Origin of the sequence: Prosthecobacter gellanilyticus, assembly GCF_007992435.1 — a bacterium.
Lineage (GTDB): Bacteria > Verrucomicrobiota > Verrucomicrobiia > Verrucomicrobiales > Verrucomicrobiaceae > Prosthecobacter > Prosthecobacter gellanilyticus.
Window position 1 is genome coordinate 1 of sequence record NZ_BKAG01000047.1, and the last position, 16,182, is coordinate 16,182.

Annotated in this window: 10 protein-coding genes; 7 read left to right on the top strand and 3 right to left on the bottom strand. The window is 60.6% G+C overall.

The window, feature by feature from the left end:
• Positions 1–753: 753 nt before the first annotated feature.
• Positions 754–3,480, bottom strand: coding sequence for a DUF1592 domain-containing protein (locus BGE01nite_RS22995; RefSeq protein WP_146854132.1), 2,727 nt, complete (start codon positions 3,478–3,480; stop codon positions 754–756).
• Positions 3,481–3,802: 322 nt separating this feature from the next.
• Between BGE01nite_RS22995 and BGE01nite_RS23000 the strand changes: the two genes are divergently transcribed.
• The 4 genes from BGE01nite_RS23000 (at position 3,803) to BGE01nite_RS23015 (ending at position 10,042) form a co-directional block, all read left to right on the top strand.
• Positions 3,803–6,631, top strand: coding sequence for a PQQ-dependent sugar dehydrogenase (locus tag BGE01nite_RS23000; RefSeq protein WP_146854134.1), 2,829 nt, complete (start codon positions 3,803–3,805; stop codon positions 6,629–6,631).
• Positions 6,632–6,721: 90 nt separating this feature from the next.
• A complete protein-coding gene (locus tag BGE01nite_RS23005) occupies positions 6,722–8,806 on the top strand; it encodes a histidine kinase (protein WP_146854136.1) in 2,085 nt (694 codons plus the stop codon).
• A complete protein-coding gene (locus tag BGE01nite_RS23010) occupies positions 8,790–9,428 on the top strand; it encodes a response regulator transcription factor (RefSeq protein WP_146854138.1) in 639 nt (212 codons plus the stop codon). The genes BGE01nite_RS23005 and BGE01nite_RS23010 overlap by 17 nt, the downstream gene beginning before the upstream one ends.
• Positions 9,429–9,442: 14 nt before the next feature.
• The gene (locus BGE01nite_RS23015) at positions 9,443–10,042 is read left to right on the top strand and encodes a Fic family protein (RefSeq protein WP_246145785.1); all 600 of its coding nucleotides are present in this window, start codon (positions 9,443–9,445) and stop codon (positions 10,040–10,042) included.
• Positions 10,043–10,103: 61 nt separating this feature from the next.
• Here the strand turns inward: BGE01nite_RS23015 and BGE01nite_RS23020 are convergent, their stop codons facing one another.
• Positions 10,104–11,066 carry a ThuA domain-containing protein gene (locus BGE01nite_RS23020; RefSeq protein ID WP_146854142.1) on the bottom strand — a complete coding sequence of 321 codons (963 nt, stop codon included), beginning with the start codon at positions 11,064–11,066 and terminating at the stop codon, positions 10,104–10,106.
• Between the two features lie 166 nt (positions 11,067–11,232).
• On the opposite strand from BGE01nite_RS23020, the gene BGE01nite_RS23025 reads away from it, so the two are divergent.
• Positions 11,233–12,162, top strand: coding sequence for a peroxiredoxin family protein (locus BGE01nite_RS23025; RefSeq protein WP_170266997.1), 930 nt, complete (start codon positions 11,233–11,235; stop codon positions 12,160–12,162).
• A gap of 107 nt (positions 12,163–12,269) precedes the next feature.
• Positions 12,270–13,535, top strand: a complete 1,266-nt coding sequence (locus BGE01nite_RS23030; RefSeq protein WP_146854146.1) for a DUF1501 domain-containing protein — start codon at positions 12,270–12,272, stop codon at positions 13,533–13,535.
• A 69-nt stretch (positions 13,536–13,604) separates the two neighbouring features.
• Here BGE01nite_RS23030 and BGE01nite_RS23035 read toward each other — a convergent pair whose 3' ends face one another.
• A complete protein-coding gene (locus BGE01nite_RS23035; RefSeq protein ID WP_146854148.1) occupies positions 13,605–15,146 on the bottom strand; it encodes a hypothetical protein in 1,542 nt (513 codons plus the stop codon).
• A gap of 218 nt (positions 15,147–15,364) precedes the next feature.
• Here BGE01nite_RS23035 and BGE01nite_RS23040 point away from each other — a divergent pair, with 218 nt between their 5' ends.
• Entirely contained in the window at positions 15,365–16,144 is a 780-nt protein-coding gene (locus BGE01nite_RS23040) for a hypothetical protein (RefSeq protein ID WP_146854150.1), read from the top strand.
• Positions 16,145–16,182 lie beyond the last annotated feature (38 nt).

Below are 16,182 nucleotides of genomic sequence, written 5' to 3' on the forward strand. Positions count from 1 at the left end.
ATTCGGACCCCAGGGACGCGGAGAGAGCAGAGTGGGCCTGCGGTAGAGGAGGGGGATCCGGGTGAATCCGACCGGATCGGGGTGGGGGGAGCGGGAGCCGTTGACGGTGGTTTACAGTCGTTGACGATGGTTGACGGTGGTTTCCAGAGAGATGGCCGATCAGCAGAAGACGCGGAGGGGAGTGAAGAAGCTATCTTGAGCGAGATGGAGGAGCCACGCATTCTGGCGAATGCTCCTACGTCTGAGGAGATGACGTTGTTTTAGGTTAGGCCAGGTGGTTGTGCGCTGGCTTCCAGCGTTCCTCCGGAACGCGTGCTTGAATGGAGATCCGTGTGGTTGGCGGACCGGCGGTTCTCGGTCGCTTCGCTACCTTCACCGCCGGCTACAGGCCAGCGAGCCTCCGGCTCGCGATGCAGGGGGTGGGTGATTTTGCGAATGGCTTGTTCAAGCTGGGGAGCTCATTCTGCGCAGGGAGTGTTTTGATCTTTGAAAGTATTTTGCGTGCGCGCACAGCGGTGTCGCGCTTGAGCGCTTCCCACCGCATTCCACGACGCTGCCGCGACTTTGAGAGAGTACTGGCTGGCTCAGTGCAGCGTTTTTCGAAACTGAGTTTTGAAAAGATTGACGCTCAATGCGCGGAGAATATTTGGTTATACGAGAGCGCGGTGTGCGCACGCTAGCGGTGTCGACGAGGCAAGGATTGCTCCTTGCCTCTCTGCCACCGCACTCCGGGACGCTTCGCGACTTCGGGGCTTATTCGGCTTCGCCGACGCGCATTTTTTGGAAGGGGGCGCTTTCGATGACGGCGAGGAGCATCTCCTGGAATTTGTAGTCGGCGGCTTTGGTGCGGCGGACGATCTCGTGGACCGCGGGTTTGTCGCTGTAGTTCAGGCCGCGGCCGAGGGCGTAGGTGAGGAGGTTTTCAGCGAGACTGCGGGTGAAGTCGTCCGCCATGTCGCGGGCGAGGATGACGCGGAGTTCGGCGAGGTCCTTGAAGGTCTGGCCGCGCACAAGCTGGCCGGAGGCATCAATCGGGTGCTTCTTCTCCTCGGTGCGGTAACGGCCGATGGCGTCAAAGTTCTCGAAGGCGAAGCCCATGGGGTCGAGGAAGGCATGGCAGCCGGCGCAGGAGGCATTGCTTCGATGCTCAGCGAGCTGCTCGCGCAGGGTGACATTGCCAAAGCGGGCCTTTTTCTCATCCAGCGGAGGCACGCCGCCAGGGGCTGGTGGCGGTGGGGTGCCGAGGATGTTTTCGAGGAGATACTTGCCACGCTTCACGGGCGAGGTGCGGGTTTGCTCGGAGGTCAGGGTGAGGATGCTGCCCTGGGTGAGGATGCCGCCGCGCGGGGTGCCCTGGAGGGAGACTTTCTGGAACTTGTCACCCTTCACGCCTCCGATGCCATAGTAATTGGCGAGCTTGGAGTCGAGGAAGGTGTAGTCGGCGTTGAGGAAGTCGATCACGGGGCGGTTCTCACGCAGGATGTGATCAAAGAAGGCCTGGCTCTCGCGCTTCATGGAGTAGCCGAGGCCGCCCTTCCATTCAGGGAAGCGCTTGCTGTCCGGAGAGACGATGTCCATGTCACGAAGCTGCAGCCACTGGCCGGCGAAGTCCTCTGTGATGGCATAGGCGTGCCAGTCACCAATGAGGCGCTTCATCTCAGCGGGGAGATTTTTGCGCAACTCTTTGTTCGCGGCGAGCTGGAGCAGGCGGTCGTCAGGCGGAGCAGACCAGAGGAAATAGGAGAGGCGGTTCGCGAGGCTGAACTCATCAATCTCGGCGATGCCGTCCTGCACGGCACCGGCAGGCTGCGGGGAGATGCGGAAGAGATAAGCAGGAGAGACGAGCATGCCCTCCAGCACATAGCGCAGCGCGCCAAGCGGAGTCTCGCCTTCTTTCATGGCCAGCTCGGCAAAGGCCTGCCACTTGGCTTTTTCATCGTCACGGATCGGGCGGCGGAAGAGGCGTGTGCCGAGCTTTTCCACCAGGGCAGGGACCTCGGCGACCTGGATGCCTCCGGCTCTGTTGAGCGGGCCTTCGATCTTTACCTGATGGACCCAGAGATTGCGGTCCTGCTTGCTCTTCTCATCGTAGAAATCGTTGGTGAACCAGACCTGCAGCTCATGCGCGCCGACGGGCAGGTCAGCCTCGACATTGAACCACTGGGCCGCTTGATTTTTCGCAGTGACGGAGAAGGCGCCGATGGTCTTGCCAGCGATGCGCAACTCGGTTTTGGCGGGTTCATCGCCAGCCTGCTGGGCGCCAGCCTTGAGGGTGAACTTGTATTTGCCTGGCTCGGTGATCTGGACGGCGCGCTTCACATAGCCGCTGCTGGCCAGCACGATGCCGCCGGTGTCTGGTGCGGCATCGCCCTCGCCCTTGTCGAAGTCCTCACCCGTGAGCAGCATGGTGGGCAGGCCCACAGGCTTGTCATTGAGCAGCCAGCGGAGGAATTTACTGCCGCGAGGGGAAAGCAGACCGGTGGGACCCTGCACGTCGATCTTGTCGAGGGCCACATTGCGGTCGCGCTTGTCAGGATCTGGGTTTGCGGGATCGGCGTGATCATTGAGGAAGGCCACGGAGATGGTGGAGTCACCGCCATTGAGCTGGACGGTCTTGATGATCTTCTGCCAGGGGCCTTTGTCGTCCTTCCAGCGGGTGGTGACATCAAAGGTGGAAACATCCTTGCCATTCACGCGGAGGGCGATCTTGGCGGGCTCATTGCCAGATTCCGTGGCGGCGATGTGCAGCGTGACGAGGTAATTGCCGCCTGCGGGTGCCTTGACCTTGGCGGAGGCTTCAGAGGGGCTGTAAAACCAGCGGATGCCGCTGTGCTCCTCAGTCTTGCCCTTGCTGTTCCACATCTTGCCAGCGCCGATTTCCACATCTGTGTGATCAGGGATGGAGACATCAAAGGCATCCTCGGCCACGGCGCGCGAGGCGCGCAGATACTTCTCCATCAGCATCGGCGAGAGGCTGAGCACATCAGCGATGTTGTCGAAGCCATAGCCAGTGTCATCCGGTGGGAACTCCTTGGCCGGACGGGTGTCCACGAAAAGCAGGTCGCGGATGGTGTTGTTATACTCGGTGCGGTTCAGGCGGCGGGCGGTGATGTGACCGGGATCGGGCTTGGAGGGATCAAACCAGAAGACGGCGTCGTCAATCCAGGCCACGAGCTCGTCACGCTGCACAAGGCTGGGCTTGTCCTTCTTCTCGGGAGGCATCACGTGGGTGATGAGCTGCTGGCGCACATGGTCCCACATCTTGAAGTCGGCGCGCATGGAGGCGTAGTCCTTGTGGTCGTCCATGAGGAAGTTGCCCTTGTCCACGCCATCGGAGTGGCAGTCATAGCAGTACTGCTCCAGGAGGGGCTTGATCTTCTGCTCGTAGACCGCCTGGCCACGCGTGGCCAGATTTTCCGCCGCCATGGAGGGCAGAGGCAAAAGGAGGGCTAGAGGGAGAAGCAGGCGGGGGGCAGTCATGTGGGGGGAAAAGAGTTACGCAGGAAGAGGTGGCAAGATTTCGCGGTAACGCAGGGGGAATGGGTGATCCTGGGCGGGGCAAGATGCAGCCTTTTTAGCGGTATGCCAGCGGGGGCTGGGGCGCAGCGGTTTCGGGGGGAAGGGTTATTTCCAGCAGATTCAGGCAGGCCAGCAGATTTTTGAAGAGGGTTTTAATAATCTGCTGGCCTCCCTGAGTCTGCTGGAGATGTGCGTGCCATCAGGTTTCTTTTGGGGGGTGCAAGTGTCAGGGTGGCTTCCGTGATTGCCAGGGCGGGGAGGTTTCGTTAGAACCCATCACCCGATGACCGCGAAAATCCTGTTTCTACTGCTCGCCGCTTCCTCCATCGCCCAGGCTCGTGAGCCGTGGACGACCTCGCGCATCCAGGGGGCGCCTGAGACGGCGAAGCCTTTTATTTCGGAGGAGATCTGGAAGCAGTATGAGGTGGACGATTTGCTGGAGATCGTGGCGCTGCCGGGAAAGGCTTTGATGGTGGAAAGACGAGGGGAGGTCTGGTGCATCCCCCGAGATTTCAAGTCCACGGGGAAGCGGCATCTGCTGGTGGCGATGAAGACCATTCACCCGGATCTGGATCACCTCTACGGGCTGGCTTTTCATCCCAAGTGGGAGACCAACAAGGAGGTCTATGTCACCTACACCACGGGGCAGAAGATCGCGGATGGCACGAAGCTCTCGCGCTTCAAGCTGAGTTCCATCGATCCCCCGACCATCGACCCCTATAGCGAGACTGTGCTGCTGACCTGGCTCTCGGGTGGTCACAACGGTGCGCACATCCAGTTCGGGCCGGACGGCATGTTGTACATCTCCACCGGAGATGCGGAGTCACCGGCACCGCCGGATCAACTCAGCACGGGGCAGGACAACACCGACTTCCTGAGCAGCATCCTGCGCATCGACGTGAACAAGCGGGACAAGGGCAAAAACTACGCCGTGCCGCCGGACAATCCTTTCATTGGCCGGAAGGATGCACGTCCGGAGATCTGGGCCTTTGGCTTTCGCAATCCTTGGAAGATCAGCTTTGATGACAAGGGCCGCCTGTGGTGCGGTGATGTGGGCTGGGAGATGTGGGAGATGATCCATCTGGTGGGCAGAGGCACGAACCATGGCTGGAGTGCCATGGAGGCCAGCCAGCCGATCCGTCCGGAGCGGCTGAGTCCGCTGGCACCCATCACGCCGCCAGTGGTGGCGCATCCGCACACGGAGGCGGCGAGCATCACGGGCGGGTATGTTTATCATGGCAAGGCTTTCCCCGAGCTGGATGGAGCTTATGTCTATGGTGACTACGAGACGGGCAAGATCTGGGCGCTGTGGCATGATGGGACGAAGATCACGCGGCATGAGGAGATCGCGGACACGCCGCACAAGATCTCCACTTTTGGTAGGCTGGATGATGGCGAGCTCGTGTATGCGCACTGGGGCAGGCCGGGGAGCGTGCATCATCTGGTGCGCAATCCGGCGGTGAACAAACCGTCCTCATTCCCACGCAAGCTGAGTGACACAGGCCTGTTTGCGGATGTGAAAAAGCAAACGCCGTCCGTCGGAGTGCATGAGTTCACGGTGAGTGAACCGATGTGGCAGGACCGGTTGGTGGGGAGGCGCTTCATTGGTCTTCCTGGAGATTCTAAAATCGAGGCGACAGTCAAAAAGAAGCCTGATGGGACGGTTGAATCCAGCGCTGTCGTATGGCCGAAGGATGCGGTGCTGGCGAAGACGCTGAGCACTCCTGGCGCCGAGGCGCGACTGGTGGAGACCCAGGTGCTGCACTTTGATGGCGAGAGCTGGAACGGCTACAGCTACCGCTGGAACGAGACGCAGACGGATGCTGACCTGGAGGTGGTGAATGGAGGCGAGCAGGAGATTGCGATTCCCGGTGCTGCGCCGATTCAGCATCGCTTTCATGCACGTGCGGAGTGTGTGCGCTGCCACACGCCGTGGACGGGCTTTTCGTTAGGCTTCCAGCCGCAGCAACTCGCGGGGATCAATGGAGAAGCTTCAGCCCGTGAGACCGCGCTCAAGCTCGGGCTGGTGAACGAAAGCTTCTTTGAGTCGAGCGCTGCGCGTCTGGTGGCCAGCCATGATGACAAGGCTGATCTGGAAATGCGTGCGCGCTCCTGGCTGCATGCGAACTGCGCGCACTGTCATCGTTTGCATGGTGGCGGGTCGGTGGCCCTGAAGGTGAACATGGAGCTCTCGCTTCTGGAAACGGAGATGATCGGTGAAAAGCCGCTGCGTGGTGACTTGGGCATCGAGGAGGCGCGGATCATCGCCCCGGGTGCGCCCTGGCGCAGTGCGCTGCTGGCACGCATCGGGCGCACGGGTTCGGGCCGGATGCCGGTGATTGGATCCCACGAGGTGGATGAGCATGCCTTTGAGCTGCTCTGGAAGTGGGTGGAGGATCTCGGCAAACGGACTCCTGCGGTGGTGGAAAAGGTTCCTGCCACTGAGGCAGCGAGGGCATTGGATGAGAAACTGGCAGCAGGCGTGGGCTTTTCGAAAGAGATGAAAACGGCTTCGGAGGTCCTGGCGGCGCTGCATGACCACAGCAAGACGGGCGCGGTGCCGGAGCCGGAAACCTGTCTCTCGCCTGACCCGAATATTGCGGGGCTTTTGGAGCGCTTCTTACCCCCGGATAAAAGGCGGAAAACCGTCGGGCCGGCTCCCGATGTGCAGCAACTGCTCAGTTTAAAAGGGAATGCGAAGCAGGGGGCGGCCCTGATTTCGCCATCAGGTGCCCTGGCCACCTGCCTGGCCTGCCACTTCGTGAACGGCACCGGGAGGGACTTCGGACCCGACCTTTCCAAGGTGGGTTCGCGCCTGACCAAACCGCAGCTTTTGGAGAGCCTGATCCATCCGTCGAAACAGATTGCCGAGGGGTATGGCGCCCAGGTGGCCGAGCTGGGGGACGGCACCCTGCAAATGGGCTTTCTCCTGAAGAAAACGAAGGCGGAGACGGTGCTGAAGCTGGCCACCGGGCAGTCCCTGGCGGTGCCTGCGAATGACCTGAAATCGCTCAAACCTCTGCCTGCCTCCCTGATGCCTGAGGGGCTGCTGCAATCCCTGACCAGCAGCGAGGTGGCGGACCTCCTGAGCTTTCTCAGTTCCTTGAAATAGAGGGAGTCATATACTCCTGTCGGGTCATTCATTACTTCGAAAGTATTTCTTGCCTAAAAATTAGGAGATTTGGCACTCTATGCGCCTTCCATGAAAAATTCATCTCTCGCCCTTTCTGCGCTGATGGCCTTTTCGGCCACGCTTTGGGCGGAGACTGCGCATGACTCGATCGCGGATGCGAGAGCACGGCTGGCACGGGGTGAGAATGCACGGGTGTGTGTCTCCGGCCGTGTGACGTTTAGCAACATGCGGTTAGGCATCGCCTTTGTGCAGGATGACACCGGCGGCATCGCCTATGATCCGCGCACTTCGCAGAAGCCGTTTCCGATCGCCGGGGATGTGGTGGAGGTTTCCGGTGTCCTGACACGGCGCCAGGGCATGGTCATGATCCTGCGTGACAAGGAACTCTTTGGCCCGCCGAAGGTGGACCGGCAGGAGAGCTCGCTGATGCGTGTGCGGCCAGTGACCTTTGAACTGGAGTCAGCGGCGGAGATGCGCATCGACGGTCTTCTCACACAGACCACGGGCGTCGTGCGGCGGGTGATCGTGCCAAAGGTGGACAATGTGCCCATGATTGCCGAGGTGAGCACGCCGAGTGGTTACGTGCTGGCGCGCCTGCCATGGCGGGTGGCGCAGGCAGAGATCGACACCTGGATCAACTCGCCCGTGCTGATCAACGCCGTGCTGGTGTGCCAGGGGCAGCCGCCGCTGCTGCCGCGTGATGCGGATGCGATGCTGTTTGTGCCAGGGAAGGGAGCCTGGACTCTCCAGACGCCTGCCTTGGAAGAAGTATTTCAGCGCCCGCCGGCCACACTCTCTCCCGAATTGATGGTGGCCAACCGCAGCACGCAGGACAAGCGCCTGCACATTCTGGGCATCGTCACCTCCTCACGTCCGCGCCAGTGGATCACGCTGCGCACCAGCACCGGGAGTGTGCAGGTGATGACACGTCAGGCGGACACTTTTGAGCCGGGTGACATCCTTTCCGTGGCCTGCTGGCCGCAAAACAACGGCGGGCGGCTGGTGATGCTGGATGGTGTGTGCCGCAAGCACTCCCGCGCCACGGCGCCTGAGCCGCTGGAGGTGGTTTCCAGCTTCATGCCGGCGTTGTATCACCCCATGGATCTGGTGAAGGCCACGGGGACGATCAAGGTGCAGCAGATTTCAGGTGGCGCGCCACGAGTCATGCTAAGGCTGCCGGGAGGTGAGACCTGCCTCGTTCAATGGGCCACTTTCCTGACCTCCAAGCAATCGGACGAGCTCATCGATGGCAGCACCATGTCGGTCACAGGCATCCTCTCCGCGCCCCGTGATCCAGCACTGCAAGAGTACGGCACCATCCATGCCATCCAGCCACGCAGCGTGGCGGACGTGAAGCTGATCAAAGGACCGTCTTGGTGGACCACCTCACGCCTGAAGGGGGCCATGGCGTGGATGTCGCTGCTGGCCTTCCTGGGCATCAGCACCACGCTGGTGTCACGCTGGCAGGTGAGGCGCCAGAGAAAGCTCATTCGCAGCATCGAGGCGCGGACGATTGCCGAAGAAGAGAGGAAGCGCATCTCGCGTGATTTCCATGATTCGCTGCAGCAGCAACTGGCCAGCGCGGCCCTGCATCTGGAGACACTCAAGGGTGCGGTGGAGGCAGCGCCCGACATGATGCCGAGCTTGATCGATGACACGGCGGCGATGATCCGGCATTGCCAGATCGAGGCGCGCCACTGCATCTGGGATCTGCGGAGCGAGGGCGGCGGCCGGGAAAACCTGGCCGAGACGCTGAAGGAATGGCTGCACATGCGCGCCAGCCAGCCGGGCAAAGGCGGTCCCGACCTGTATTTCGAGCAGCGGGGCGAGATGCCGCCTCTGGATGAGGACACCTGCTTCCAGATCCTGCGCATCGCCCAGGAGGCGGTGAACAATGCGCTGGCGCATGCCAATGCGCGCCGCGTGACCGTGATCCTCGAAGGCGCACCGGAACGTTTTTCCCTCCTCGTGGAGGACGATGGCAAAGGATTCGATGCCACCCAATCTCATCGCGGCCGGTTCGGACTGAACGGCCAGCGGGAGCGAGCGCACAAGATAGGTGCGCAGCTCCACTTTACCAGCCCCCCCGACAAAGGCACGCGTATGATCCTATGCCTGCCCACCCAAAAAACCAACCATGCACTCATCACATGACTGCTCGATTCGTGTCCTTGTCGTGGACGACCATTTTTTTACCCGTATCGGCCTGAGCGCCGCCCTGAATCTGGAAGCTGACATCGGTGTGGTCGCCGAGGCCACCTGTGGCCGCGAGGCCATTGACCTTTTCAATCAGGTGCAGCCAGACGTGGCCATCCTGGATGGTCATCTGCCTGACATGCACGGCACCGAGGTGGCAAAGCATATCCTCAGCCGTTTCGAGCATGCTCGTTTGCTGCTCTTTTCCGTCGATGAAACCGAGGAGGATATCCATCGCGCCGTGAGCGCCGGGGTCAGCGGCTACCTTCCCAAATCAGCGCCACGCCCGCAGGTGCTCTCCGGGGTGCGAGCCCTTGCCGCAGGCCGGCGCTTCTTCCCGGAGCCTATCCGTGAAAAGATCCAGCAACGCCGCTCTCACGCCACGCTCTCCGAACGCGAGGTCGAGGTCGTCAGCGGCATGGCACGCGGCTTGTCGAACAAACTCATCGCGGCTGAGCTGGGAGTATCTGCAGAGACGGTGAAGACTTTTGTGGCTCGCATTTTGGAGAAGCTGGGGGTCGAAGACCGTACACAGGCCGTGATCGCCGCGATGAACCGCGGACTACTGAAAGGGAAGTAAGAGAGCCCAGTATTGTGCCATTCGAGGAGTGCTTTGACCTCATCCTGCAAAAGGCCGGTGCCATCCGCGATCCGCTGGAGTGCTGTTTTTTCCTCATGGTGCAGATGCCCTATCTGCAACCGTTTGAGGATGGCAACAAACGCACCTCACGGCTCGCGGCGAACATTCCTCTCATCCGCGGGAACATGTCTCCGCTGTCCTTTGTGGACATGCCGGTGCGGGACTACACAGATGGCATCATCGCCATCTATGAGCTGAACCGCATCGAGCTGCTGCGGGATGTGTTTGCCCATGCGTATGAGCGCTCGGCAGGCCGTTATGCGGCCATCCGGGATGAGATCGGCGAGCCTGAGCCTTTGATGGTGCGCTACCGTCAGGAGATCAAGGACCGCATCCGGGACGTGGTGGTTCACGGCCTAACCAAACCTGATGCTGCCCACTATCTCCGCCGCTGGGTGACGCAAAACATCACCGCTCGTGATCGCGAGAAGTTCATCGAGATCGTCGAGGAGCGCCTGCTCGCCCTCAATGAAGGCAGCATCGCTCGCGTGAGAGTGCGCCCATCGGAGTTCGAGGCCTGGTGGCCGGTCTGGAACGGCAACGTGAAAGCCTGAAAACAACGTCGCCGCTGGATCGTGAGATGCGGCGGCGACGTTTCTTTTAGTTAGGCTATTCTTATGAGTCGCGGCGGAAGACGCCCGGAGTGCTCATCGCCGTCTTCTTGGGCTTCGGCGCGGCTTTGGGGTCCATGTTCTCACCGAGCTGGGCATCAGTCACCGTGGACTCCACACCGCCAGCAGGCACTTCGACCTTCGTGACCCAGAGCAGGGCATTGAGGACGGTTTTACGGAAGTCGGCATTGCCCCAGTTCTTGTGGAAGTGACCGCCAGTGAAGCCGAAGCCACGGCCGCCGTCTGTGCGCTCAATGCTCCACATGGTGGCTTCGGGTGCGCCCTTCTCGGCCTGGATGTGCGCATAGGGTCCCTTCGGGTAAACATACGGGCCGTCACGCGTGGCATCAGACGGGATGGCGACGAGGATGGGCACGAATTTCGCACCAGCATCTTCAGCGGCGACAATGCCGTCCTTGAAGGCAGGGCGGAAGCGCATGTTGAAATACCATTCGTCGTTGATCTGAAAAGGCTTCACGCCGCGAGTGATGGGATGCTCCGGGAAGCTGGTGAAGTTCGGCTCCCAAAGTGGATTGCAGGAAAAGGCATTCTCGTAGTGACCGCCGAGCCAGGACTGAAACTCCTTGCCGCCGAGTTCGGGCACCACCTCGACACCGTAGTGCATGCAGCCGAAGCCCACGCCTTTGTCGATGAGCTTCTGGAGTGTCTCCAGATGATTTGCCTGCACGGCGGGGTGGCCTTTGCCACCGTCCGCATAGATGACGACGGCATCAGCATCCGCAAAAGTGGCCTCGTCCTTCACCCAGCCCATCTCATGGCGGTCTACCACGAGGTTTGGCACGGAGGCCAGACACTTCTCCAGCAGCATGGAACCTGCGCGGAACTCATGCATTCCGGGCGGGTGGGAAGGTTTGCCGGCGATGAGGACAAGCTTGTGTTTGCCGTCTGGCGTGACTGCCTGGGCAGTCGCAGCGATCAAAAGGAGCGTGGTGATGGCGAAGCGCATGGTGATGGTGGGGAAATCAGGTGGGGACGGAGAACTCGGGTCAGGTGAGGTGAAAAGCAAATTCTCCCGTGCTTGGCAAGCCGCGAGTGGCGTTTCCCCCTTTGTCAGGCGCTCATCTTGCTATTGGACAGTTTTCTGTCCGCAGCCACGTTTGGACAAGATCACCATGAAACGTTTTTCCACTCTCTTCGCCGCTCTCGCTCTTCTGACCGGCATTCATGCCCAGGAGCCCAAGCAAGCAGCCGGGCAGGTTCCCCAGGAACTGATGCAGCGCCTTTTCAACCCGGGATCCACCGAACAGGAACTGACGGATGCCATCAAGGAGGCGAACAAGGCTGGGGTGCCGCGCCAGCAACTCATCGAGGCCAAGCTCATCTGGGGCCTGCGCACGCAAAACACCGCCTGGCTGGGCAAGATCCTCCCCGAGCTGGAAGTGCTGGCGGGAAATTTTGATTCGGCTCAGTCCGCAGGCATCAAGTCGGCAGACGACATCCGCTCCTTCGTCGAATACATCAAAGGCCTGCAGGCGCAGGAGAAGAAGGATGATGCGGGCTTCAAGAAGCACATGCAGGAGGCCTTCTGGCTGGCTCCATCGCAGGCGCAGCTCTACGCGCAGACGATCGACAAGCTCCGCCGTGAGTCCAAGATGGCCACGACCAAGATCGACCTGCAGCTGGTGCTGGCGACCTCAAACGGCGAGACCACGACTCTACAGGATCAGATGGCTGGCAAGAAGGCCGTGCTGATCGACTTCTGGGCCTCCTGGTGCGGTCCGTGCATGCAGTTGATGCCTGAGCTGAAAAAGAAGGCCGAGCACCTCAAGAAGCACGGCATCGTTGTCGCAGGCATGAACAAGGATGACGAAAAGGCCGAGATGGTGGCGGAAAAGGTCAGGGGAGAGCAGGGGATCGAGTTCCCCTGGTTGATCGAACCCACAGACCGGCCTTTCACCAAGATGCTGGAGATCGACAGCATCCCCCGCATGATCCTCATCGGTCCGGACGGCAAGGTCCTCTACAACGGCCATCCCCAGGACCCCGGCCTCTGGTCCGCCCTGAAGAAGATCGACCCCGAGATCAAAGAGCCCGAAGCTTGATCTCTTCTCTGGAAGGATTGGATTCGTCATTCCTTCCACCACCCCCACGAAAGTGAGGGGACGGAAAGCATGAAAAGGAGGCGGAGACGGCGTTTGTAGCATTAGCCATGAACCGCCGCTCCTTCCTCGCCCACACCGCCGCCCTCGGCGCTGCGCCGCTTTTCGCGAACAATACACCCGTCCACACCCCGAAGGGAAAGGCGGAGCACTGCATCTTCATCTGGCTCGGCGGTGGCATGGGCCAGATCGATACCTTTGACCCGAAGAAGCTGGGTAATAACAAGGACAAGCAGAAGGTCGCAGGGTCCCTTTACAAGGCCATCGACACCACCGTGCCCGGCGTGCAGCTGGTGGAACATCTCGGCCAGACCGCGAAGGTCATGGAGCATGTGACCGTGATGCGCACGGTGAATCATCAGGTCATCGATGAGCACGCCTTCGCCACGAACATCGTGCACACGGGCCGCATGATCTCGGGCAACACCATTTATCCGAGCATCGGCTCCATCATCTCCCACGAGAAGGGCGCGGCGGATAAGGAAGTGCCGCCTTATATCCTTATTGGTTATCCCAACGTGAGCCGTGGTCCGGGTTTCCTGGGGGCGAAGGCTGGTTATGTGTACCTGACGGACACGAACACCGGTCCTGCAGGTTTCACCCGTCCTGATTTTGTGGATGAGAAGCGCGCGCTGACCCGCGAACAACTTTTGCAACCTCTCATGGCCCGCGCTGAGAAGGGCTCGTCCATGGCCGACTACCGCACTGCCCAGGAGCAGGCGCTGAACCTTTCCGGGCCGCAGTTCATGAGGCACTTTGATCTCAAGCAAGAGCCTGAATCCCTGCGCAATGAATACGGTGGCGAGTTCGGCCAGCGCTGCCTGCTCTCACGTCGTCTCGTGCAGGCAGGCGTGCGCTTCATCGAGGTGTCTCACAACCTCAATTTCATGAACGGCACCGGCTGGGACATTCATAATGAAGGTTACCAGAACCAGCACCTGCTCATCCAGGAGCTGGACACGGCGCTCGCCGCGCTGATCCGTGATTTGAAGGACAAAAAGCTGCTCGACAAGACCCTCATCGTCGTAGGCACGGAATTCGGTCGTCCGCCGGAGTTTGATGGTCGTGGTGGCCGTGGTCACCAGGGCACTGCCTTCTCCATGGTGTTGGCCGGGGGCGGCCTGAAGCACTGCGGCGCTTATGGTGTCACGGATGAGCTGGCCAAGAAGCCGGTCGAGAACCCCGTGCCGCTCGTCGACTTCCACGCCACCATTCATGCGGCGATGGGGATTGATCCCGCCAAGGAACTCATGGACGGCACCCGTCCCGTGCCGATCACGGATGGGGGCAAGCCTGTGATGGCCCTTTTTGCCTAACCGAAAGCGTCAAAAAAAATCCCGTGCGGCGAAAGCCACACGGGATTTTTGTTTGGGGGAGAAGTCAGGTTATGGAACCACTTCAAAGATCGGGTTCAGCGTGAAGCCGCTGAGCTGGCCCTTGAGCTTCACATTCATGCCCTCGCGGTAGAGGATGCCGGTGATGGTGCGCTTCTTGCCATTCTGGTCATAGATGCTGCCAGTGACGAGGCCGTTGGCCTTGTTCAGAGCCAGCACAGGCTTGCGCTGCAGAGGGCTGGTGAATTTGAAGACGTTGTTGGTGCCGAGGGTGAGGTTCTCGGTGATGGCAGGAGTGATCTCCGGGTTCTGCATTGCGATGGTGAGCTTGCCTGCGCCCATGCTGCCGTCGAGGAAGCCAAGCGCCCTGGCATTGGCCATTGGCGGAATATAGGTGCTGCCAACGACGCTGAGGCTGGTGGAGATGCCTGCAGGGTAGAAGGTGGCGCCTTGTTTGGCTGGGCGCTTGTAGTAGGCAAGGGCATTTGACTGTGTCAGGGTGTCCGTCGCGCCTGCTTCCGTGATCTGAAGGTAGGAGTAGAAGAAGCCAGTGTTGGTGTGCAGCGGAGTGTAGGTGGGCACCAGGCAGGTGGTGGCCGTTTCTTTGCACAGGAATGAACCAAAGGTAGCCTTGGTACCGTCAAGCATCACGGCGGCTCCGTTCACAACACCGAGATTGGACACGTTGAGACTGAGTGTTCCGGCGCTGCTGACTGTGGCCGTGTAGAGACCCTTCATCGCCGAAGGCTGGATGGCCGTGAAGCGCTGCACCGTGCCGAGATTTCTCTCCATGTTGGCGGTGCCGGAGACCACGCCGAACATACCGTTTTGCGCTCCGTCAAGAATCAGTGTCAGGGGCGGCAGCGGTACGCTTCCGACCGGCACCTTCCGCTCAAATGAGATCGTAAAATAGCCGTCCAGACCGAACACCCCGTTGAAGGGATAAAGCTTGCCTGCCAGATTCAGCTTGGCTGAGAAGGCGTGGGTGGCGGTCCTGCTCAACTGGATGGAGCCGTTCATGCCGACGTCCGTTGATGAACCGAAAGTGCCGTAGCGGGTTTCGGGTGTGGCGGGCAGGTGGCGCAGGCGGAGTGATACCTTCTGGCTGTTTGCGGTGATCGAGCCGGCACTCCACCCGTCCACAGCGATGCTGTAGGTTGTGCCCTGGGTGGCATAGAAAGTGGTGCTTGAGTAAAAGTGGGCGGCGTTGTTGATGCTCAGGTGGTGGTCGTCATTCGCGGACACCCGGGTCAGGTTGTTGACAGCCGCACCGGTGTAAACGGCGATGATGGTGTCGGTCAGACTATCGACATAGTCTCCGCCAAAGGTGTCCACGGTGCAGAAACCAGCGGAGGGGGCGGTCCAGCGCCACCACGCTGTCTTTTGGGCACCTGTGCTACCACTGGCGAAGTGGCCGGGCTCACCGGCTTCCGCGTCATAGTTCAGGAGGACGGCGGAGCCGTTGCTCTGGTTGCTGTCCGTGATCACCGTCGCGTTGGCAAAGGTGTTGGCGTTGGCACGGGCTACTTGAGGAGCTGCCGCCAGCGCGAGGGCCAGCAGGCTGAGGAATGTGGTTTTGGTCGTGGTTTTCATGGGTGAGTTGTTGGGCTAGGTGTTTTGGGGGCCAGTAGCGCAGCGGCCGTTCTGGATGTCCTAGCCTTCACTCATTTCCCGAATGTGGGTATTGGACCTCGGTCCTACGACCTAGGTCGGATTTTTGAGGTGACGGAAAGGCTTCCATATCCGCCTTTCGTCGGATAGGCAGCCGGGGCCATGGGTGCCAGTATCGCTGCATGAAAGTGTCCCTAGCCATGAACTCTCCTTCCCAGCCGAGCCTTCCAGGCGTGGTGGATGTGCTGCGCGTGAACGAGCGCCTGATCATCGCTCTGGCCATGCTGGCGGGCCTGCCCTTCACGCTTGCGGTGGTTGGCGTCATGATGCGCGTTTGTGGAGCCTCTTTGAAGCCGGAGGTCTTCGCGGTGGGCGTGGCGGCCGCCTCGATCATCGCGGTTGTTGCACTTTTTGTTGCGCAGTGGGTGCGCGCCCGCATTCCCGTTCGTCCGGAGGAGCCGGGACCTGGGTTTGCCATCCAGGGCGGCAAGTTCGCGGATCGTGAGAAAGTCTTTGGTGCTGATGTGCCTGCCTTCCTCATCAGGGATGCGAAAGCGGTGATGCCCGGAGTCTTTGACGAGGCCGAGGTGGCTGAGTCTGGATTCACCGTGAATGTCGAGACGATGCTGGTCGCCCAGTTTCCCACCCCTCGCGAAGCCAGGAAGGCCGCCCTTGCCTATCATCGCGCCTTCTTCCTTCAAAATGTGACTGGAGACGAGGCGCTGGGCTGGAAGGCCAGGCGCAGCCTTCAGGGAGACTATGTGGAGATGGTCCGCCGTGGCCGGGTGCTCTTCGTGTGGGCCTGCCTGAGTCCGGAGGCCTGCACAGAGCGCCGGCAGCAGTGTGACATCGAATCTCTCCTGCCGGGCTGCTCCGTGGAGAAGTCCGCCCCTCATTTTTCCGCACTTCAGCCGGTCACCGAAACACTCAGCAGCCTCGGATGGCTGCTGGGCCGGAAAGAAGACCGGTCCATTGGTTGAGGGAATGGCCCGTTGGTGCCATTGCCAGCCAGTGTGAA